At 39.5% G+C, this 20,751-nt stretch carries 17 protein-coding genes; 4 read left to right on the top strand and 13 right to left on the bottom strand.

From position 1 onward, the window contains the following. Positions 1–7: 7 nt before the first annotated feature. Complete coding sequence (locus ABFU83_RS15840) at positions 8–661, top strand: DsbA family oxidoreductase (protein WP_347067339.1); 654 nt, start codon at positions 8–10, stop codon at positions 659–661. 82 nt (positions 662–743) lie between these two features. Here ABFU83_RS15840 and ABFU83_RS15835 read toward each other — a convergent pair whose 3' ends face one another. The 11 genes from ABFU83_RS15835 to uvrC form a co-directional block, all read right to left on the bottom strand. Next, entirely contained in the window at positions 744–3,521 is a 2,778-nt protein-coding gene (locus ABFU83_RS15835; protein WP_347067337.1) for a TonB-dependent receptor, read from the bottom strand. Between the two features lie 307 nt (positions 3,522–3,828). Then, the gene (locus ABFU83_RS15830; RefSeq protein ID WP_347067335.1) at positions 3,829–4,344 is read right to left on the bottom strand and encodes a CPBP family intramembrane glutamic endopeptidase; all 516 of its coding nucleotides are present in this window, start codon (positions 4,342–4,344) and stop codon (positions 3,829–3,831) included. Between the two features lie 200 nt (positions 4,345–4,544). Then, on the bottom strand, positions 4,545–6,155 hold the full coding sequence (gene pgi, locus ABFU83_RS15825; RefSeq protein ID WP_347067333.1) for a glucose-6-phosphate isomerase: 1,611 nt from the start codon (positions 6,153–6,155) through the stop codon (positions 4,545–4,547). Then, positions 6,156–7,385: a peptidoglycan DD-metalloendopeptidase family protein gene (locus tag ABFU83_RS15820; protein WP_347067331.1), complete on the bottom strand. Its 1,230-nt coding sequence runs from the start codon at positions 7,383–7,385 to the stop codon at positions 6,156–6,158. Positions 7,386–7,411: 26 nt separating this feature from the next. Next, positions 7,412–8,338, bottom strand: coding sequence for a tryptophan 2,3-dioxygenase family protein (locus tag ABFU83_RS15815; protein WP_347067330.1), 927 nt, complete (start codon positions 8,336–8,338; stop codon positions 7,412–7,414). After that, complete coding sequence (locus tag ABFU83_RS15810) at positions 8,338–9,114, bottom strand: DUF3108 domain-containing protein (protein ID WP_347067328.1); 777 nt, start codon at positions 9,112–9,114, stop codon at positions 8,338–8,340. Before ABFU83_RS15810 ends, ABFU83_RS15815 begins: the two co-directional genes overlap by 1 nt. 297 nt (positions 9,115–9,411) lie before the next feature. After that, complete coding sequence (gene hppD, locus ABFU83_RS15805; RefSeq protein ID WP_347067327.1) at positions 9,412–10,572, bottom strand: 4-hydroxyphenylpyruvate dioxygenase; 1,161 nt, start codon at positions 10,570–10,572, stop codon at positions 9,412–9,414. 84 nt (positions 10,573–10,656) lie between these two features. After that, on the bottom strand, positions 10,657–11,817 hold the full coding sequence (locus ABFU83_RS15800; RefSeq protein ID WP_300490323.1) for a homogentisate 1,2-dioxygenase: 1,161 nt from the start codon (positions 11,815–11,817) through the stop codon (positions 10,657–10,659). A gap of 247 nt (positions 11,818–12,064) precedes the next feature. After that, positions 12,065–13,702 (bottom strand): amino acid permease, encoded by a 1,638-nt coding sequence (locus tag ABFU83_RS15795; protein WP_347067325.1) that lies wholly within the window; start codon positions 13,700–13,702, stop codon positions 12,065–12,067. A 113-nt stretch (positions 13,703–13,815) separates the two neighbouring features. After that, complete coding sequence (locus ABFU83_RS15790) at positions 13,816–16,017, bottom strand: patatin-like phospholipase family protein (protein ID WP_347067323.1); 2,202 nt, start codon at positions 16,015–16,017, stop codon at positions 13,816–13,818. A 1-nt stretch (position 16,018) separates the two neighbouring features. Next, positions 16,019–17,824 (bottom strand): excinuclease ABC subunit UvrC, encoded by a 1,806-nt coding sequence (uvrC, locus tag ABFU83_RS15785; RefSeq protein WP_347067321.1) that lies wholly within the window; start codon positions 17,822–17,824, stop codon positions 16,019–16,021. Positions 17,825–17,947: 123 nt separating this feature from the next. Here uvrC and ABFU83_RS15780 point away from each other — a divergent pair, with 123 nt between their 5' ends. The 3 genes from ABFU83_RS15780 to ABFU83_RS15770 are packed head-to-tail and all read left to right on the top strand — an operon-like array spanning position 17,948 to position 19,661. Next, positions 17,948–18,925 (top strand): succinylglutamate desuccinylase/aspartoacylase family protein, encoded by a 978-nt coding sequence (locus tag ABFU83_RS15780; protein ID WP_347067320.1) that lies wholly within the window; start codon positions 17,948–17,950, stop codon positions 18,923–18,925. Further along, positions 18,915–19,481, top strand: a complete 567-nt coding sequence (locus ABFU83_RS15775; protein ID WP_347067318.1) for a 5-formyltetrahydrofolate cyclo-ligase — start codon at positions 18,915–18,917, stop codon at positions 19,479–19,481. Before ABFU83_RS15780 ends, ABFU83_RS15775 begins: the two co-directional genes overlap by 11 nt. A 3-nt stretch (positions 19,482–19,484) precedes the next feature. After that, positions 19,485–19,661: a hypothetical protein gene (locus ABFU83_RS15770; RefSeq protein WP_347067316.1), complete on the top strand. Its 177-nt coding sequence runs from the start codon at positions 19,485–19,487 to the stop codon at positions 19,659–19,661. A gap of 25 nt (positions 19,662–19,686) precedes the next feature. Here the strand turns inward: ABFU83_RS15770 and ABFU83_RS15765 are convergent, their stop codons facing one another. Beyond that, on the bottom strand, positions 19,687–20,283 hold the full coding sequence (locus ABFU83_RS15765) for a lipoprotein signal peptidase (RefSeq protein WP_347067315.1): 597 nt from the start codon (positions 20,281–20,283) through the stop codon (positions 19,687–19,689). Between the two features lie 83 nt (positions 20,284–20,366). Next, on the bottom strand, positions 20,367–20,747 hold the full coding sequence (locus ABFU83_RS15760; RefSeq protein WP_136404069.1) for a TraR/DksA C4-type zinc finger protein: 381 nt from the start codon (positions 20,745–20,747) through the stop codon (positions 20,367–20,369). Positions 20,748–20,751 lie beyond the last annotated feature (4 nt).

Here is a 20,751-nt window from a genome sequence, read left to right as displayed (position 1 = left end):
AAGAGATATGAAAATAGAAATATGGAGTGACATTCGCTGTCCGTTTTGTTATATCGGAAAAACAAAATTCGAAAAAGCCTTAGCGCAATTTGAACACCGCGACCAGGTGGAAATCAGCTGGCGTGCGTTTCAGCTGGATCCGGAAGCGGTGACCGACACCATGATATCGGCGGCACAAAGCATGGCCAACCGTAAAGGCATTAGTTTGGCAGAATCGGAAGAAATGCACGAGAATGCTACCGAAATCGCCCGAGAAGTTGGATTGGATTTTCATTTTGAAAAAGCTGTTCCGGCCAATAGTATGAAAGCACATCAATTATCGGCATTGGCCAAAACCAAAGGCGTGCAGAATGAAATTGAAGACGCTTTGTTCCGCGCCTACTTTACTGAAGGCAAAAACATTGATGATATCCCGACACTAATTGCAATTGGAGCAAGCTATGGATTATTGGAAACCGACATCCGCGCGGTATATGAAAACGATTTATTTGCCGAGGAAGTAAAAGCCGATCAGCAACTGGCATATCAATATGGCATTAATTCGGTTCCTTTCTTCGTTTTAAACAACAAATACGCGGTTAAGGGCGCTCAACCTGTTGATCATTTTTTAGCGACCTTAAATGGCGTTTTTCAGGAAATGAATCCATCGTCCGAGTCTTAATATAAAACACAGCCAAAACCACATAAAAAAACCTCCCTTTCATCAAGATCGGGAGGTTTTCTTATTATAACGGATATAGTAATTAAAAGTCGTAACGGATTGATACGTTCCAGGTTCTTCCAAATCCGAAGTATACACGGTTTGCATCAGCAATACCTTTGTATGTTCTTCCGGCATCCAAATACGTTGGCGCAGTTGCCGCAGTACCTGTTTTATCGCTAGCATGGATATTGGTTCTAGATTCAGCGATATAGATTTTATCCAATAAGTTGTCAACGTTTACACGGAAATTAACTGCATTCGATTTATTTTTACCTACTAACATTTTATAAGACATCCCTACGTCCACTAAGTTATAAGAAGGCAATTGTAACGAACCTTTATTGTTTTCTTCTTTGAAAACTACCGGATCGATCGCTGCATATAATTTGTCGATGTAACGGAAGTTTCCGTCTAATTTCAAACGTTCAACCACTTCGAAAGTAGCACCTGCACTAGCAGTTAACTGAGCTGCATCACCCACTTTAACTTTATCCAGGTAAAGTGTCTGATTACTTGTTCCTACAGGATTATTTCCAGAATCGTAGTTGTTGCTGGTAACATTTCCTTTGTAGAACCAGTCACCATAAGAGAACATACCGTTAAAACGTAGTCTGTCGGTTGCTTTTACAGTCACATCCAATTCACCTCCCATGTGAACTTCGGTCATACCCGAGTAATCAAGGTAACCTCCCGGGTTGCTTGGATTTGCATCATTTGCTCTTTGGAAACGATCTTTCCATGTAGTATGGTATACGTTTACGTTGGCATTTACAATAGACGAACGGAAACCGTAACCCGCTTCGAAACCAGTGATTTTCTCGTTAGTCAAAAGTGGATTTACGATACTCGCATTGTTTGGATATACTGCGTTAAAGAACGGCTGTTTTGAATAATATCCTGCATTTACGAATACATTGTGGTGTTCGTTGATGTTATAGTTGGCTCCAGCTTTAACGTTACCTCCTAAAATGTTTTCATATGGTGTAGCCGAAAGTGGATCAGAACTTAAATATTTAAAGTAATCTACTCTTTTGAACCCTTGGTTAGAGATCGCCCCTTGAACGAAAGCAGAGAAATTCTCTACGTTATATTCAACCTGAGCAAAAGCACCATACCAGTTTACATCACCATCATTGTTATAGTTAATTGTATTTTGATAGCTTGTATTCAAGAATGGATTTCCGTTTGGTTTCGTGTTGTACAAACTTGTCACGATAGCATTCGGGTTGTTTACATCACTTGTTCTGTTGTTAAAAACAGTACCTCCTAATAAGTCGTTTAATACCTGGTAGTGAATTCCTTTGTAGGTTCTTAAATCTACTCCGAAATCTACCGATAACTCATTCGTAAACTTCGTGTTCAATTTAATGATACTTCCATACCAGTTATGAGAGTTGATCGAAGAAATTTTCGAAATACCATTACTAGCAATGTTACCTGTAGCCGAAGTATTTTCGTATCGACCATTAGCCATCGCTCTTGTATAAGGCACGGTAGAACCGTTCATATAGATCGTCTGACCGGAGTTGTAGGCATAAATTCTATTTACATCGATAGATCCATCCGCGTTACGTAGACGGGCATCGTTATAGTTAACCCCCTGGATAGATCCAACAGTTGTAGATCCTCCTCCACGTCCCCAAGAACCGTAGAATACCGATGATAATTTCATTTTATCTGAAATTTTCCAATCCCAGTTTAACATCGCTACCGGTTTGTGGTAGTAGTTTGTTCTGAATGAATATTCTTTACCGTTTAAAGTACCCCAATCCGAGTTGTATTTAACATTTGGTTCACCATCACCATACCGAATATATTCAGCAACTGTTGGAGCTGTACTACGTTGATCGTGCCATTGTGGCGCTCCTGTAAACGTGAATTGAAAATCATGTTTATCGTTTAGTTCGTATCCGAAACCGATAAAATAGTTATATCCTTCGTATTTCGTTCCATCTACATAACCATTACCTGTATTTCTGCTGAATAATACGGAAGAGGAAAATCCGTTTTTCATTTTTCCAGTCGAATACGACGCCATTAATTTCAGGTTATTGTTGTTTCCAACCATGGTTGAAACCGAACCACCTTCTTTCATATCTGCTGGTCTGGTAAGGATATTAATCGTACCTCCTACAGAAGAGATTGCCAGTTTGGAAGAACCCAAACCTCTTTGTACCTGCATTGTTGAGGTTACATCGGCAATACCTGCCCAGTTTGACCAGTATACGGCGCTGTTTTCCATATCGTTAATCGGTGTACCGTTAACCATTACAGCGATATTTTTTTGATCAAATCCACGGATTGTAATTCTGGAATCACCAAATCCACCTCCTGATTTTGTTGCGTAAACAGATGGTGTATTGTTTAACATCTCCGGAAACTCTCTATTTCCTAGTTTTTCCTGGATTTCAGCAGCTTTAATTGTAGAAACAGCCACTGGTGTTTTTCTATCTTTAGCGATATCGGCAACCCCTACTTTAACGACTACATCTTCTAAAGTATTGGAATCAGACTGAAGGATAACATTTCCAATCGTGATTGTTTTTCCGGCTTCCCCTTTAAAAGAAACCGTTTTTGAAATATAACCAACAAAAGAGATTACTAAATCTCCTGATGTAGCATTGGTTGTTAGTGTGAATTTTCCATCGAAATCGGTAGTTACGCCTTCGCTGGTTCCTTTAACAATAACACTGGCACCCGGAAGCGATCCTTTCAGTTCACCATCGGTAACAGTTCCTGTAATCTTAGTTTGTGAAAAAGCTACTGTTGATACTAAGGAAAATAGCATTAACAACAGCCAATTTTTCAAATTTTTCATGTTGCAGTTGTGTTTTAAAATTTTACCGCAAAGTTTGGTCATTTATTTTCACACCGTGTTAATTTAATATTAACAAACGTTAATAATTTAAACAATTATCACATTTCAATCCTCCGAAAGAGAAATATTTATTTTTTAACCATTATTTAACACGAAGAATAGAGAATTCAAAAAAAATACCTCGTAAAAGCAATGATTGTTATTTTTAAAATACCTAAAAACAGGAACAAAAAGACCATTTATTGTGTTTTTTTGTCAATTAAGAATTATAAAACACTAACAAACAAGCAATAAGACCATTTTATTTTCACATCGCGACATCGAAAAGAAGATTTAGTAAAAAACTAATAAAGTTTAATAATGCATGTAGTACCATAATCGCAACTATCGCAAATCCTGTAGTGTATTTTTTAAAAAGCAGGTAATAAAAAGCCAGAGCCACCCCCATAATTGTAGCAAAAACAATATAGATTGTATTGTAACCATGCTCTATCCCAAATACTAATGCCGATACAATAAGTGCCATTTCTTTAGTGTACCTTGACCGAACCTTCAGACTAAGCTCAATTATACCATACTGAAAAATGAGGGTTTCAACGACAGGCGCCAGAATAACTGTCAGCACAAAGATCCAAACCGGATCTTTCCCTTCTAAAAATTCTATGGTCAAAGCATCCTCCTGTAGACAGTTTCCTATAACGGAAAGGAGGATCGTTAGCAAATACAGCACAAAAAAAGCGGTTACAAACAATCTTGTTTTACTCAATGTGTTGTGAAAACGGTATATTCTTTTTAGGATTTTAAAATTTAAAAAAACACTCATACTTACTCTCTTTTGCAATATAAACAAAATGGCATGTCTCTAATAGAAGAGGAAAAAAGTACGATTTAAAAGACATCCAATAGTGGGGAAGTAACGAGCTGTTTTTTAATTTCAATCCATAATGAATTAAAAAAACAGCTACTTAAAGATACAAAAAATTCTGCCGTAGCAGAATCTTATTTTTATTTTTTAGAAGTCTCTTATTTTAAATAATTCCGCAAAAGGAAAGCCGTGGAACTGTCATGCGATCCGACTTCGTGATCATTAATTTCTTTTAAAATCGTATTGGCAAGTGATTTACCGTATTCCACACCAAACTGATCATAACTAAAGATATTCCAGATCACGCCTTGAACGAAAATTTTATGTTCGTACATCGCAATCAGGCCACCTAATGTTTCTGGTGTTAACTTATCGATAAGTAATGTATTCGTAGGGCGGTTACCGTCGAACGATTTAAAAGGAATCAGATAGTCATTCCCAATTAGTTCTTTGGCCACTTCGGCTTCGGTTTTCCCTTTTAGCAAGGCTTCCGTTTGCGCAAAGAAATTCGACATCAACTTATCGTGGTGCTCGGTATTTCCGTGTAAAGATTCCTTAAATCCGATAAAATCGGCTGGAATCAATTTGGTACCCTGATGAATCAATTGAAAAAAAGCATGCTGTGAATTACTTCCCGGTTCTCCCCAAACGATTGTTCCGGTTTGATAATTCACCGGATATCCGTCACGGTTTACCTGTTTGCCGTTACTCTCCATAAAAGCTTGCTGCAAATACGGAACGAACTTTTTCAGGTACTGCGAATAAGGTATTATCGCTTCGGTTTCGGCTTCAAAAAAGTTATTGTACCAAATACTGATAAACGCCAGGATGGCCGGCATATTCTGTTCGAAAGCGGCCGTTCTGAAATGGGTATCCATTTCGTTAGCACCTTTTAAAAGACGTTCGAAATTTTCATTTCCAATTGCCAGGCTAATCGAAAGTCCGACAGCACTCCACAGCGAAAATCGTCCGCCAACCCAATTCCACATCGGAAAAACATTGTCTTCTGAAATTCCAAATTCGGCCACCTTTTCCAAATTCGTCGAAACGGCAACAAAATGATCAGCAATAGCTTCCCGAGGAGCTGTTTTCAGAAACCATTTTTTAATTGTTTCGGCATTGGTTAGGGTCTCCTGAGTTGTAAAGGTTTTGGAAACAATAATAAACAGCGTGGTTTCCGGATTGAGGTGCTTTAATTTTTCAGTCACATGATCGCCATCGATATTTGAAATAAAATGTGCATTCAGATGATTACTGTAAAATTGCAGCGCTTCCACTACCATATTTGGCCCAAGATCCGAGCCACCAATACCGATATTTACGATATCGGTAAAATCTTTACCGGTATATCCTTTTTTAACGCCGTTAATAACGGCCTCCGAAAACGATCGGATATGCGCTTTAACGGATTGGATTTCCGGAATTATATTGGTACCATCAATCCATATTGCCGCTTCTTCAGACCGCAAGGCCGTATGAAGTACACTCCGGTATTCGGTATGATTGATTTTATCTCCTGAGAAATATTTTTCGATTGCTGATTTAAGATCAACCTCTTCGGCCAGTTCGACAAAAAGATCCAGCGTTTTTTTTTCAATGCGATTTTTGGAATAGTCCAGCAAAAAATCGTTCCAAAGCAGGTGCAACTTTTCTGTCCGTTGTGTATCGGCTGCAAAAAGATCCTGCATTTTCACATACTGCATTTCGTTAAAATGCGCACGTAACTTTTGCCAGGCAGCGGTTCCTGTAGGATTTGTATTCTCTAACATCTATTCTCCAAACTTAGCAATTGAAACACTGTCTAATTCTTTTTTTAGCGGTTTGATATACTCCATATATCGCGCTTTGTATTTTGCATTCATAGGTTCCGAATTCGGAAGTTTTTGGCGTAAGGGATCCACCTGAATACCGTTTTTCCAAAAACGATAACACACGTGAGGTCCTGTTGCCAGTCCGGTACTTCCCACTCTTCCGATCACATCGCCCTGTTGTACACGCTGTCCCTGACGAACGAGTATTTTGGACATATGCAGGTATTGCGTAGCATAGGCACCATTGTGTTTTACCTTTACAAAGTTACCATTTCCTGCGGTATATCCGGTGCGTTCCACGACTCCGGACGCAGTTGTCATAATCGGGGTTCCAGTTGGCGCAGCATAATCCGTTCCGTTATGGGCTTTCCACTTTAACTGAACGGGATGGAACCGGCTTTTGGTAAATCGGGAGGTAATATTTACGAATTTGAGTGGTGCTTTTAAAAACATATTTTTCAGCACTTTTCCTTCCTCATCAAAGTAATCAACTCTTTTGGAATTCGGATCCTGTTTAAACGGAAAAGCGTATATTTTTTTGCCTTTATATTCGAAATAGGAAGCATCAATACTTTCAATTCCGGCATAAATGGTATCACTAATATACTTTTCGTTAATGGTTACCGCAAACTTATCCCCTTTTTGAATTTTAAAGAAGTCGATCGACCAGGCATAAATACGGGACAATTCCGGAGCCAGTGCAGCGGATACCCCTGCATTTTTTAAGGTTTCCGACACCGATCCGTCGATAGCCGCAGCAATCGTTCTTCTTTTAATCGTAACGGGGCGTTGTTTTTTATGAACTACAATCGAATCCCTAAGATCCACCACATAATAGGTCATCCGATCCGGCTGGTAGATAAACACCTTCAGATCGTGTGGTGCCGTTTTGTTTTGCAGCAAGGTATAGGGTTTGCCAATCCTGATATCGCGAACATTAAAGCTGTCTTTTATTTTTTCGTTAATTTCATGAATCCGGGCAGCGTCAAAGTTTTGCGACCCAAGAATCTTCCCGAAGCTATCACCAGATTTCACGGTATCGTTAACCACTTTAAAATCGTTAAGCGTAAATCCGTATTCGACCAGGATTTTTTCTTTTTTTACCGCGGGTGCTTTAACTTCCTTTTCTTCTTTTTTATTACAGGCAAATAATGTTGTTAATACTAATATGATGGCAAAATATTTCAATTCAAGTAGGTTTAGTGGTTATTCTTTTATTCTCCCCATTTTTCCAGTTCTTCGTCCGACCAAAGTTCCGGGAAAAATATCCTTCTTTGGTATTTGGGTAACATATATTTTTTCCAATCACTTCCTCCGGTTGCTTCCTGTGTGCCGGGCACACTTTCGATATATTTCACCGCTGCATTATAATGGCCCATCACCCAGGTAATGTTCACCGTTTTATCGTAATGACGCATGGCCTGAACCAAGGCTTCATTTTTTTGATCGGCTTCCGGCAGTTGTTTGAATTTACGCCACAGGTTTAGGGTATTAAATTCTTCCATATGCGCCAGGAAGGATTTTTTATATTTCTTTTCAAATTCTTTGATCAGGTAAGATTTTTCACCGGTTTTATAATCTTTTCCGGCAGCCTGCCAATACAAATGCTCGAAAGCGTGCTCATACGGTGTATTCCTGTCGATTGTTGCCCGGAAACGGTGGTCGATCAGATTGATCAAATCGGTAGAAGCAAACTCAATGAGACGGTATTGGGCACTTTGAAAACCACTGGCCAGTGTTAATGTATTTCGGAATTTCAGATACTGATCAACCGCCATTCCTTCTTTCATAATATCAAAAGAAGTGGTTAACATATCGAAATAACGACTGATACGCATTAGCTTATCGGTAAAAAGCACGGTAGTCAGTTCGTTACAATGAGCTACCTGATTGATCTCCCAAAGTATCATTTTAAAAAGCAATTCGTTTACCTGATGGTACATAATAAAGACCATTTCATCGGGTAACGTGGTTCTTTGCACCTGCAGGCTCAAAAGCGGATCCGTTTGAATATAGTCCCAATAGGTAATTGGTTTTGACCAAAGCATCCCTTCTAAATGGGTTTCTGTCTTTTGGTTTATCGCTTTATATTTTGCATCAATTTCATCAATCTTACTCTGGATCTCTGAGGTTATTTTCATTATGGTTTTACTTTAATTTTGAAAGAATTTTTCAGTCCCTTGAATTCATCCAAATCGGCTTTCAACGAACCTACAGCCAAACTTGCCTTTATACGTACCGGCAAACGATTCTCATCATCTGATATCCAAACGGTTAGACTCTCCTGTTCTTTAAAAACACGGCCAGCCTGCACATACGGACGGAATATCATCGTGGAAATGGTCCCAAATTTAGTTTTTAAATCTTCTCTACCGAGAAACTTTAGCTTAAATTTAAAGGTTTCATCATCAAAAAACATATCAATGACAATCGACTCACCTTCTTTTAACTTGTCGATTTGGGGATGGTTTCGCAAATAATAGAATGAAGATACGATATCCTGAACATTTTCGGGTACAGAAAACGTGTTTTCGGTGTTCTTTTCATAATCTTTCACAAAAACTGTTTTTTTTGTTTGATTAAAGAACCCCTCCTGATTTTTCTTATACCCTCCTTCGTTTATTTTTCTTACAAACTGGTACGGGCGCCCGGTTTGCTTGTCGATATAGCTTTGATAATCGTCTTCCACTTTGAAGAAAAATTTGGTCATCCCGGTCGTATAACCGTTACCCATTATGTGGAATACTTTTTTATTGTTTTTGACTGCCTCCTTAACTTCCAGAGTAGCATAACCCGCATTTACGATTCCATAGTGAATCCGGAATTTAAACCATTCACCGGTTGTAAAAGCAGAATCCTTCTGAGCAAAGGATGTAACTGTTATCAGGAGAAGAAATAATAGGGCCGCTTTTTTCATGGTCTCATTTTTAAACATTCGTTATAACAAGTTACAATTTCTGTTCCAAAAATAAGAAACAAAAAAACTCAGCCAAAAGAATGACTGAGTTTTTATGCTATTAACCAACCAAAAAACTATAAATTATGAAAATTTACTTTACAAATATGAGGCTTATGAGTACCTCATTTTTGCGAGTGCAAATGTAGCTAGTTTTTTTGTTGATTTACAAATGAAATTTCAACTTTAACACAATATTAGCAAAAACAAGGCTATTTTCGACCCTGTTTTTAAACTATTATCAGTAAAAATCGATTTTTACAAAGTTCCTCTTAATTCCTGCTCTCTTTCGATCGATTCGAAAAGCGCTTTAAAGTTACCGGCACCAAATCCACGAGCTCCCATACGTTGGATAATTTCGTAAAACAAGGTTGGACGGTCTTCAACCGGCTTCGTAAAAATCTGCAACAAATACCCTTCTTCATCGGCATCGATCATGATGGCCAGTTTTTCCAATTCGGAAATATCTTCTTTCATCATGGCCATATGTTCGCCCAAACGTTCCGGAATCGCTTCATAATAGGCTTTTGGCGGCGCGGATAAAAACTCCACTCCACGCGCCTTTAACTGAGAAACTGTTGAGATAATATCGTCTGTTGCAATCGCGATATGCTGCACACCTGGTCCGTTATAGAAATCCAAATACTCTTCGATCTGCGAACGTTTTGCCCCTTCGGCCGGTTCGTTGATCGGGAATTTGATACGTCCGTTACCGTTAGACATTACTTTACTCATCAAAGCCGAGTATTCTGTATGGATCTGTTTGTCGTCGAAAGAAAGGAAATTCACAAATCCCATCACATCTTCATACCATTTCACCCACGTATTCATTTCGTTCCATCCTACGTTTCCAACCATGTGGTCGATATATTTCAATCCAACCGGTTCCGGGTTGTAATCGGATTTCCACTCTTTATAACCTGGCAAGAATACACCGTTGTAGTTTTTACGTTCCACAAAAATGTGAACCGTTTCGCCATACGTATAAATACCGGAACGCACTACTTCACCAAACTCATCTTTTTCAACGGTTGGTTCCATAAATGGACGCGCTCCTCTTTTTGTCGTTTCTTCGAACGATTTTGTCGCATCTTCTACCCATAAGGCCACCACTTTAACACCATCACCGTGTTTTACGATATGCTCGTTGATAGGCGAATCGGCATTTAAAGGCGTTGTTAACACCAAACGGATTTTATCCTGTTTTAACACATATGACGCTCTGTCCCGCACTCCTGTTTCCAATCCGGCGTAAGCCAACGACTGATAACCGAAAGCGGTTTTGTAGTAATGTGCTGCTTGTTTTGCATTTCCTACATAAAATTCAACATAGTCCGTTCCCATTAGCGGAAGGAAATCCTGCGCGCCTTCAAATATTTTTTCTAATCCGTATTCAACTGATTTTACTTCTTTACTCATTGTAGTATTATTTTAGTCAGCCGGAAACATACTCTGATGTCCTGCTTCAATGTTTGTTATTGTTTGTTTGTTTTTTTTATGGTATTAATGCTCCAACCAGGATTGGTAGTATTTCTCATCGGCAATTTTCATAGCCTCTTCGGTAAGCATTAACGGTTTAAAGGTATCGACCATTACAGCCAATTCCTGTGTTTCCGTTTTACCGATACTTCTTTCAACAGCTCCAGGGTGTGGTCCGTGTGGAATTCCGGCCGGGTGTAATGAGATGTGTCCGGCTTCGATATCATTCCGACTCATAAAGTCACCGTCTACATAGTACAATACCTCATCACTGTCGATATTACTATGGTTATACGGTGCCGGAATAGCCTGCGGATGATAGTCGTAAAGTCTCGGAACAAACGAACACACTACAAAGGCATCCGTTTCGAACGTCTGGTGTACCGGTGGCGGTTGGTGAATACGTCCGGTTATCGGTTCAAAGTCGTGAATCGATAAGGCATACGGATAATTGAATCCGTCGTAACCCACTACGTCAAACGGGTGTGTTGCATATACCATTTCAAAAATTTCGTCTTTTTTCTTTACTTTAATTACGAAATCTCCTTTTTCATTATTCGTTTCCAGTTCTTCCGGGCGTCGGATATCGCGTTCACAGAAAGGTGAATGCTCCAAAAGTTGTCCAAACCAGTTTCGGTACCGTTTTGGAGTGTAGATTGGTCGTCTGGATTCTACAATAAACAAACGATTGTCATCGGTATCAAAATCGATTTTATAGATCATCCCTCTCGGTACGATCAGGTAGTCCCCATATTTAAAATCCAGATTACCCAACATGGTTCTTAATTTACCGGTTCCTCTGTGGATAAAAATCATTTCATCCGCATCGGTGTTTTTGTAAAAATAATCGCGTGTGGATTCTTTTGGTGCTGCCAGAATAATCGTACAGTCGCTATTCGTTAATACGGCTTTTCGGCTTTCCAGATAATCATTTTCCGGTGTTACCTGAAAACCTCTTAACCGGTACGACTGGATATTATTTCCCTTCGCGATTTTAGGCGCTACGCTATATTGTTTGCGGATCTCCTTAACCTGCGTTGGTCGGTGTTCATGATACATATTGGTTGACATTCCGTCGAATCCAACGGTACCAAAAAGTTGTTCGTAATACAAATCACCGTTTGGTTTACGAAAGATGGTGTGTCTTTTTGGTGGAATCTGTCCTAATTTATGATAAAATGGCATATTTTTTAATTTTAAAAATTTAAAATGTACAACCCGGATTACCCGCAGTGCTGTTGAAATATTTTAACATAAACAATCCACTCATTCCGGATTTCTCTTAATGAGGTATTTTAGCAGTCCTAATAAGCCTTCCCAATGTAAACTCATGATCATACAAATATCGTGATTTTATCACATTTCTTTAAAATAAAAATTCCCAAAAAAAGCGATATCGACATTTTTTTGGGAATTTAAAACTATTTTTTTCTTATTTGTTCTTTTTATAACTCAACGCATAGACAACAGCGTGAATTGCTGCAAAAATCAGCGAGAAATAATACAGAAACGTATCGTCGATTTCAGGGTTTGAATGGTGTACAAAAGCTACTACAACCAAAGCCACGACCATTGCCAATCCGGATAAGCTCACAATTCGGTAGCTTTTACCGTCAAACGAACCACTGTTCAGAATACTGTGTTTCATTCCGTAGAAAATATACAAATCGAAACCGATCATCATCCAAACGATCAAACGGATCCAGGTATCCAATGGTAAAAACACCATCATAAACAAACATACCCCAACACCTAATATAGGCACTAACGGCACTAATGGTGTTTTAAACGCTCTTGGCGCATCCGGCATCGTTCTTCTCATTACGATTACCCCAAGACAAACCAGGATAAACGCAAATAAAGTTCCGATACTGGTCATTTCTCCAACCACTCGAGCCGGAACGAACGCCGCAAACAAACTCACGATCAACATGAACAACAAGTTGTTTTTAGCCGGTGTTCTAAATTTTGGGTGTACTTCTGAGAATACTTTTGGCATCAAACCATCTTTACTCATCGAAAAGAATACACGACTCTGTCCCATTAACATTACTAAAATTACCGAAGCATATCCTGCTAAAATCGCAAGAATAATCGCTTTATTCAACCATGGATACGCTGGCGTAATCATACCCGATGCATCCGCAACGCCCATATGATCGATCGCAATCGCCACCGGTGCAATACCGTCGGCTCCGGCAAAAGCAGAATAATTTACTACTCCTGTCATTACGTGAGCAAACAAAATATACAGTACGGTACAAATTACTAACGACAATAAGATACCGATTGGCATGTCTCTTTTTGGATTTTTAGCTTCCTGAGCTGCTGTCGACACCGCATCGAAACCGATATAGGCAAAGAATACGATTGCCGCAGCACGGATAATCCCTGTAAATCCGAATTCACCAAAAGTACCGGTGTTTTCCGGGATATACGGTGTATAGTTTTCCGGACGGATGTATTGCCATCCTAATGCGATAAATACCAAAACTACGGTTACTTTTAGCAATACGATAATACCGTTTACCAAAGCCGATTCTTTTGTTCCGCGCATTAATACCAATGACATCACCATTACAATAAGCACCGCCGGAATGTTAATCAAACCACCTTCAAAAGGCGAATGTGTTAACTGTTCGCTGAGATGAATACCATAACCATCTAAAAATTTCGTAAGATAGCGCGACCAACTGATGGAAACGGTTGCCGCACCAACGGCATATTCCAGCACAAGATCCCAACCGATAATCCAGGCAACGAATTCCCCCATAGTGGCAAACGAATAGGTATACGCACTACCTGCAACCGGGATCATTGATGAAAATTCAGCATAACATAAACCGGCAAAAAGACATCCGATAGCCGCTACAATAAAAGAAATGGTAATTGCCGGCCCTGCGTTGGTTGCTGCAGCCAAACCGGTAATCGAAAACAATCCTGCTCCAATAATCGCTCCTACCCCTAACGCGGTTAATCCCGACGCCGTTAATGTTTTCTTTAATCCTTTTTCTGATTCCGAGGCTTCTTCGATGAGTTGCCCCAATGGTTTACGTTTCCAAATTGACATAAATATAGTTTTTCGGTTTTTTTAGTTTCCAAAAATATAATTTTTTAAAAACATTCACATATAAAATACAGTTTAATCCGAAAAATGTCGCTTTTAAAACGTTTTTTGTAAGATTAAAACCAAAAACCTACGCTAAACCAGGTATTCCCATCTTTGGTTTCGGGCGACCAACTGTATTTTACTTCAATTGGTCCGATAAGGGTTTCAAAACCATAACCGAGTGCATATCCGGAATAATTGGCATTTAAAAACCAATCGGTCGTATTAAAGATTTTCTGACCTACATAGGCGTAGTTTGCTGTAAAGTTGATATGGTGTTTTTTGTAGAATTCGTAATCCAGCGTTGCACTTCCTTTGATATAGCTATCACCGGCAATACTCAGGAAATCGTAGCCGTAAAAATGGCGGAAATTGTTAATCATCTGATAACCATAACCACCCAGTACAAAATTATAATACGGCACGCCTTCTCTTCCAATCGTAAATCCGGCTTCCGACTGTACTTTTAACGAAATCGTTTTATAAAATGTTTTCACAATACCAGCATCTGCTTTGGCAATAGAAAACTGACTTAAACGATCGTGACCATCTTTTGTATAGGCCGTGGTGTGGAAATCACCGGAAAAATACCAGCCTCTTTTCGGGAAATATTTCTGATCGAAGGAATCGTATTTCAGGTTTCCGAAAACGGAGAAATAATCGTCACTACTAATCACACCGCCAACATTCTCGAGTGTGGAAGAGCGTATTTTAAGATGTTTGTGTTCCAGTCCGGCGCCAATCAGGAATTTCTGAGCGAAAACCGTTTGCAGATAAATCTGGTTTGTAAAATCGGAAAAATCAACATTAATCGATTTTAGCCCCAGGTTTGTCAATATTTGTCCGTCGCTAAAATCGGTTGCCACATTTTTATTAAAGCGGTTGTAGCGGGAATTAAACCCGAAACTCCAGTAAAAACCATTATCGATATAATAATTCAGGTTATACCGGAAATTGTCTCCCAAAATGACATCCAGTGAAACCACGTCGTTTTTGAGCAGGAATTTTTTCTGTGTCAGATTGAGCAATACCGCACTTTTATATAGTTCATCGTAATGCAATCCAAACTTCAAATACCGGTTTAGCGGATTTTCTTTTAAGTTCAGTACCAGATTATCTCCTTTTTCGGCTTCTTCAAAATAATACGAAATTGAACTAAAGTTTTGTGTAGCATTCAGATTATTGATTCCTTTATCCAGCGTCGCATTTGTGATTTTTGAATTCTGATGAAAGCGCAGTTTTCCCAAAACATAGGCTCTGGTATAGCCTTCAATACCCTTGATTTCAATTTTGGAAATTTGGAGTGTATCCGTAAGCCGTCGCGGTTCGAACAGTACCGATTTACTAGCGATCTCACCAAGTTTTGCCAGATCTTCATAAACGGAAAAAGCCGCTTCTTCCCCTTTTTTGATAATTTCGCCACCCTGATCAAACGAGATCACCGAATAGCCTTGTATATTGGGTTTGATATAAATATCGGTCGCTTTCTTTTTAGCCTCCATCTGTCCGATCATTGAAAAATTCGTGATCTGCAACAACACTCCCGTAGCACCGCCTATCGTATTACGATCTTTTAACCCATCCTGTACATCTACACCGATAATAATATCCGCGCCCATTTTTTTTATTTCCTCGAGCGGATAATTATCTACCACACCACCGTCAATTAAAATACGTCCATCGATTTCCACCGGCGAATACAACGATGGAAAAGCGCCACTCGCCAAAATCGCCTGAGGCAATATTCCTTTATTTAAAACCACTTTGTGTCCGGTTTCAATATCGGTTGCAATACACACAAAAGGAATAGGAAGATCGTTAAAATTGCGAATATGTCGCACGTGATTGGTAAGCCGCGTCAATAGGTTATAATTATACAACCCTTTTGATAGAGCCGTAGGAACTCCGATTTTAAAGTTATTAAACGGAAGCGATAACGCATATACTTCGTCATTGCGTTTTTCGAAAAAACTTTTGGATGTTCGCGGAATATAATCCTGTAACAAGGCATCCGAATCGACTTCGCGGAATATCGAATCCAGCTGTCGCGCCGAATATCCGGACGCATACAAGCCACCAATAATAGCCCCCATACTGGTTCCTCCGATATAATCGACCTGAACACCCGCTTCTTCCAGCACTTTTAACACTCCGATATGTGCCAGTCCCTTTGCACCACCACCACTCAATACAACTCCGACTTTAGGTCTTTTATCCTGTGCTTGTACCGCCTGTATCAAACATAGGCTCAGAAGTAGCAGTAGTATTTTTTTCATATCACTTGGAAGAATTGGTTGCCTTGTAAAATTCGGTAATTTTTTTGGCTTTTGAAAGCCCTACGACCTCAGAAATTTCTTTTTCCGATGCCTGCGTCAATCTTTTTACCGATTTAAAATGCTTTAACAGCGTAATCATGGTTTTTTCGCCAATACCCGGAATGGTTTCTATAGAGGTTTGCAAAGCGTTTTTACTTCTTTTATCCCTGTGGAATGTAATCCCGAAACGGTGCGCTTCGTTCCGAAGATGCTGAATCGTTTTCAGGGTTTCGGATTTTTTATCGAGATATAACGGAACGGAATCGCCCGGATAAAAGATTTCTTCCAGTCGTTTCGCGATTCCAATAATGGCAATTTTGCCGCGCAACCCCAAATCGTCCAAACTTTTTAAGGCCGAGGACAGCTGTCCTTTTCCACCGTCGATAATGATCAATTGCGGCAAAGGTTGGTTTTCGTCAAGCAGGCGTTTGTAACGACGGTATACCACTTCCTCCATCGAGGCAAAGTCATTGGGTCCTTCGACCGTTTTGATATTAAAATGGCGGTAATCCTTTTTACTCGGCTTGCCATCTTTAAACACCACACAAGCCGAAACCGGGTTCGTTCCCTGAATATTGGAGTTATCGAAACATTCGATGTGCCGCGGTTCGACCGGCAAACGCAGGTCTTTTTGCATTTGCGCCATAATCCGGTTGGTATGTCGGTCCGGATCGACAATCTTGATTTGTTTTAACTGGTCGAGACGGTAGTATTTCGCATTTCGTTCGGACAAATCCAATATTTGTTTTTTATCGCCCAATTTCGGCACGGTTACTTTTAAAGCTTCTCCAAAATCCATTTCAAAGGGTACGATAATCTCTTTAGAATTCAAACGGAAACGTTCCCGTAGCTCTACTATGGCCAGTTCTAATAATTCCTGATCGGTTTCTTCAAGTTTCTTTTTCAACTCCATCGTATGTGACCGAATAATCGCGCCGTGTGAAATCTGCAGGAAATTGACATATGCCATGCTTTCGTCCGACACGATTGAAAACACATCGATATTCGAAATTTTCGGATTTAAGATTGTCGACTTGGCCTGGTAATTTTCCAGTACTTCGATTTTTTCCTTTATTTTTTGGGCTTCTTCAAACTTCATTTCCATAGCCAAAGTCGTCATGTGCTTTTTGAAGTCCTTTAAACTTTCTTTAAAATTCCCTTTCAGGATTTCACGAATCGCATCAACTTGCCGCTGATAATTTTCCAGCGATTCATAACCTTCACAAGGCCCTTTACAGTTCCCAATATGATATTCGAGGCATACTTTAAATTTTCCGCTATCGATATTTGACTTACTCAGATCATAATTACAGGTACGCAACGGATATAACTCCTTAATGAGTTCCAACAGCGTATTGACCGTTTTAAAACTGGTATACGGCCCGAAATACTCCGATCCGTCCTTTACCATATTACGGGTTGGGAATATCCGGGAAAAAGGTTCTTTTTTAATACAAATCCACGGATAGGTTTTATCATCCTTTAACAACACATTATACCGCGGCTGCAATTTCTTAATCAGGTTGTTTTCCAATAAAAGTGCATCCGTCTCTGTTGGAACCACAATATGTTTTATGGATACGATTTTTTTGACCAGAACGTTTGTTTTGGCCGTATCATGCACTTTGTTAAAATAGGAAGCCACCCGTTTCCGGAGGTTTTTGGCTTTTCCGACATATAAAATTTTTCCGTCTTTATCGTAATATTGATAAACACCCGGACTATCGGGTAAGGTTTGTATCTGAAGCTCTAAAGAAGGAATACTCATTGTAAGTCTGCTATTTTCGGAATTGCATTCAAATTTACAAATAACATTTCTGATAACCGAAAAACAGTATCAACTTAGCCGGCATACAGTAGAAATAGTTACTTTTATCTTTTGATTATACTTATGAGTTACCAACACAAAGGCATTACGATACTAAAAGAGACTGTATTACCGGGCGAGAGCAAAACCATCAACATGGAAATTGCAAAGCTCCACACGATGACCAAATTAAAAATTCCGATCATTGTAGAACGTTCCAAAATAGCCGGCCCAACCGTTTTATTTACAGCCGGATTACACGGCGATGAGATTAACGGTACGGAAATTGTCCGACAACTCATCGTACAGAAAATCAACAAACCTAAAATCGGGACGATTATCTGTATTCCGATCATTAACATTTTCGGATTTGTCAACAAAACGCGTGAATTCCCGGATGGACGGGATTTGAACCGGGTTTTTCCGGGTAGCAAAACCGGTTCACTGGCCAGTCGGTTTGCCTATTATCTGTTAAAAGAAATCATTCCCCATGTGGATTATGCGATCGATTTTCATGCCGGTGGCGCCAGTCGTTTTAATGCCGCACAAATCCGAATCATTCCGGACAATACCGAATTAAAAGCGCTGGCCGATGTTTTTCACGCACCATTTACGTTGTTTTCCAAAAACATCAACGGTTCGTTTCGCAGTGCCTGTCATAAACTGGGTGTAAAAATGCTGCTTTTTGAAGGAGGAAAATCCAACGACATCAACAACAGCATAACCGAACAAGGTGTGGATGGCGCCAAAAGAGTCTTGAATTATCTGCATATGTTAAACGACCGACAAAAAACCAGTACGCCGGAAAACAAAATCATTTATATTGAAAAATCGACCTGGGTACGCGCTCGTTTTTCCGGTTTGTTTCACAGCAATACCGAAATTGGCCAATATGTAGAACGCGGTGATTTGCTTGCAGTGGTTTCCGATCCGTATGGCAAAGAAGAACACAAGTTAAAAGCACCAAGCTCCGGTTATATCATTAATGTAAACGAATCACCAATTGTATATCAGGGTGATGCGATTTATCATATTTCAACTACTTTAAGCCATGACAACTAAACGCGAGTTACGAAAAAAATATAAGGAATTGCGAAAAGCACTTTCACCGGAAGCGATCGAAAGCAAAAGTCTCGAAATCGCCAACCGCTTATTGGAGGTTTCCATATGGAATCACACCTATTACCATTTGTTTCTACCGATCGCAGCGCAAAAAGAAGTCGATACCGAATTTATCTTACAAATTCTCGCTGGCAAGGACAAAGAAACCGTAATCTCGAAATCGGATTTTGAAACCGGAAAAATGGTACATTATTTGTTAACCGATAGTACAAAGATCCGGAAAAACGAATACGACATTCCGGAACCGGTAGACGGAATTGAAGTTCCTTCGACAAAAATCGATGTGGTTTTTGTTCCGCTCTTGGCTTTTGACACGAACGGACATCGCGTTGGCTACGGAAAAGGCTTTTACGACCGTTTTCTTTCGGAATGCAAAGAAGAGGTAATCAAGGTTGGATTATCGTTTTTCGAGGCCGAAAATGCGATTGCCGATGTATTTGAGAGCGATATCGCTTTGGATTATTGTATCACCCCAGATAAAATTTATACTTTTTAGCTTATGAAATCATTTGTCGTCCTTTTAGTTTGCAGTTTTGCACTTATGCTTTCCGGTTGCAGCACAACGGTACACACCACCGGAAACACCAATTCCGGTAAGCCACTTCCTCCGGGTCAGGCGAAGAAAATTTACGGAACCAAAAGCGCCAAGCCTTTTGCTCCCGGACAACAGAAATAAAAAAGCGTCATCTCTGACGCTTTTTTTAGTTATTTCCGAAGGCTTTTTTGTTAAACACAATCAACATTCCTACAGCTACGGATATCGCCATATCGGCTACGTTAAAAATCGCATTAAAAAAAGTGAAGTGCTTACCTCCCCAAAGCGGTAACCATTTTGGCAAGTTACCTTCCCAGATTGGGAAATACAACATATCGACTACTTTTCCGTGGAACCAGGTTCCGTATGGATTGGAAGCAAATAAAGTTGCCGGTTCGTGAATACTATCATTAAAGATCACACCATAAAAAACCGAGTCAATAATATTACCAAAAGCACCGGCCAGAATTAATGCCACCGCTACGATCAGGTAGTTGGAACTTTTTTTCTTTACCGAATCATACAACCAGTATCCGATTCCGCATACGGCTACAATTCGGAACAAGGTTAAGAATAGTTTTCCGTAGGCTCCGGGTATTTCGACACCCCATGCCATTCCTTCATTTTCGATAAAATGAATACGGAACCACTCAAAAACATAGACTTCATCGTTGAGTGCAAAATTGGTTTTGATATAGATTTTAGAAAGCTGATCCACCACCAGGACCAGTATTACTAACAAATAAGCTTTTCGTAAGGACATTTTCAATAATTTGACAGCAAAAATAAAAGAATTATATAATAAAAACGCTCCATAAGGAGCGTTTTCGAGATATTTTGAAAAGATTAACGTTGTAAATTTTTCGCTTCGATACTCATAGTCGCATGCGGAACGAGTTTTAATCTTTCTTTACTTATTAATTTTCCGGTAACTTTACAGATACCATAGGTTTTGTTTTCAATTCGGATTAATGCATTTTTTAAATCCCTGATAAACTTTTCCTGACGGATGGCCAACTGAGAGTTTGCTTCTTTCGACATGGTTTCGCTTCCTTCCTCAAAGGCTTTGAATGTTGGTGACGTATCATCGGTACCATTATTCAGGTCATTCAGATAAGCACTTTTAATCAGATCCAAATCGGCTTTTGCTTTTTCCATTTTCTTTAAGATGATCTCTCTGAACTCGGCTAAATCAGCGTCGGAATATCTTATTTTTTCATCCACCATAATT

This window comes from Flavobacterium sp. WV_118_3 (genome assembly GCF_039778605.1).
In the GTDB taxonomy this organism is placed as follows: domain Bacteria; phylum Bacteroidota; class Bacteroidia; order Flavobacteriales; family Flavobacteriaceae; genus Flavobacterium.
This window is presented reverse-complemented; position numbering and strand designations above follow the sequence as displayed.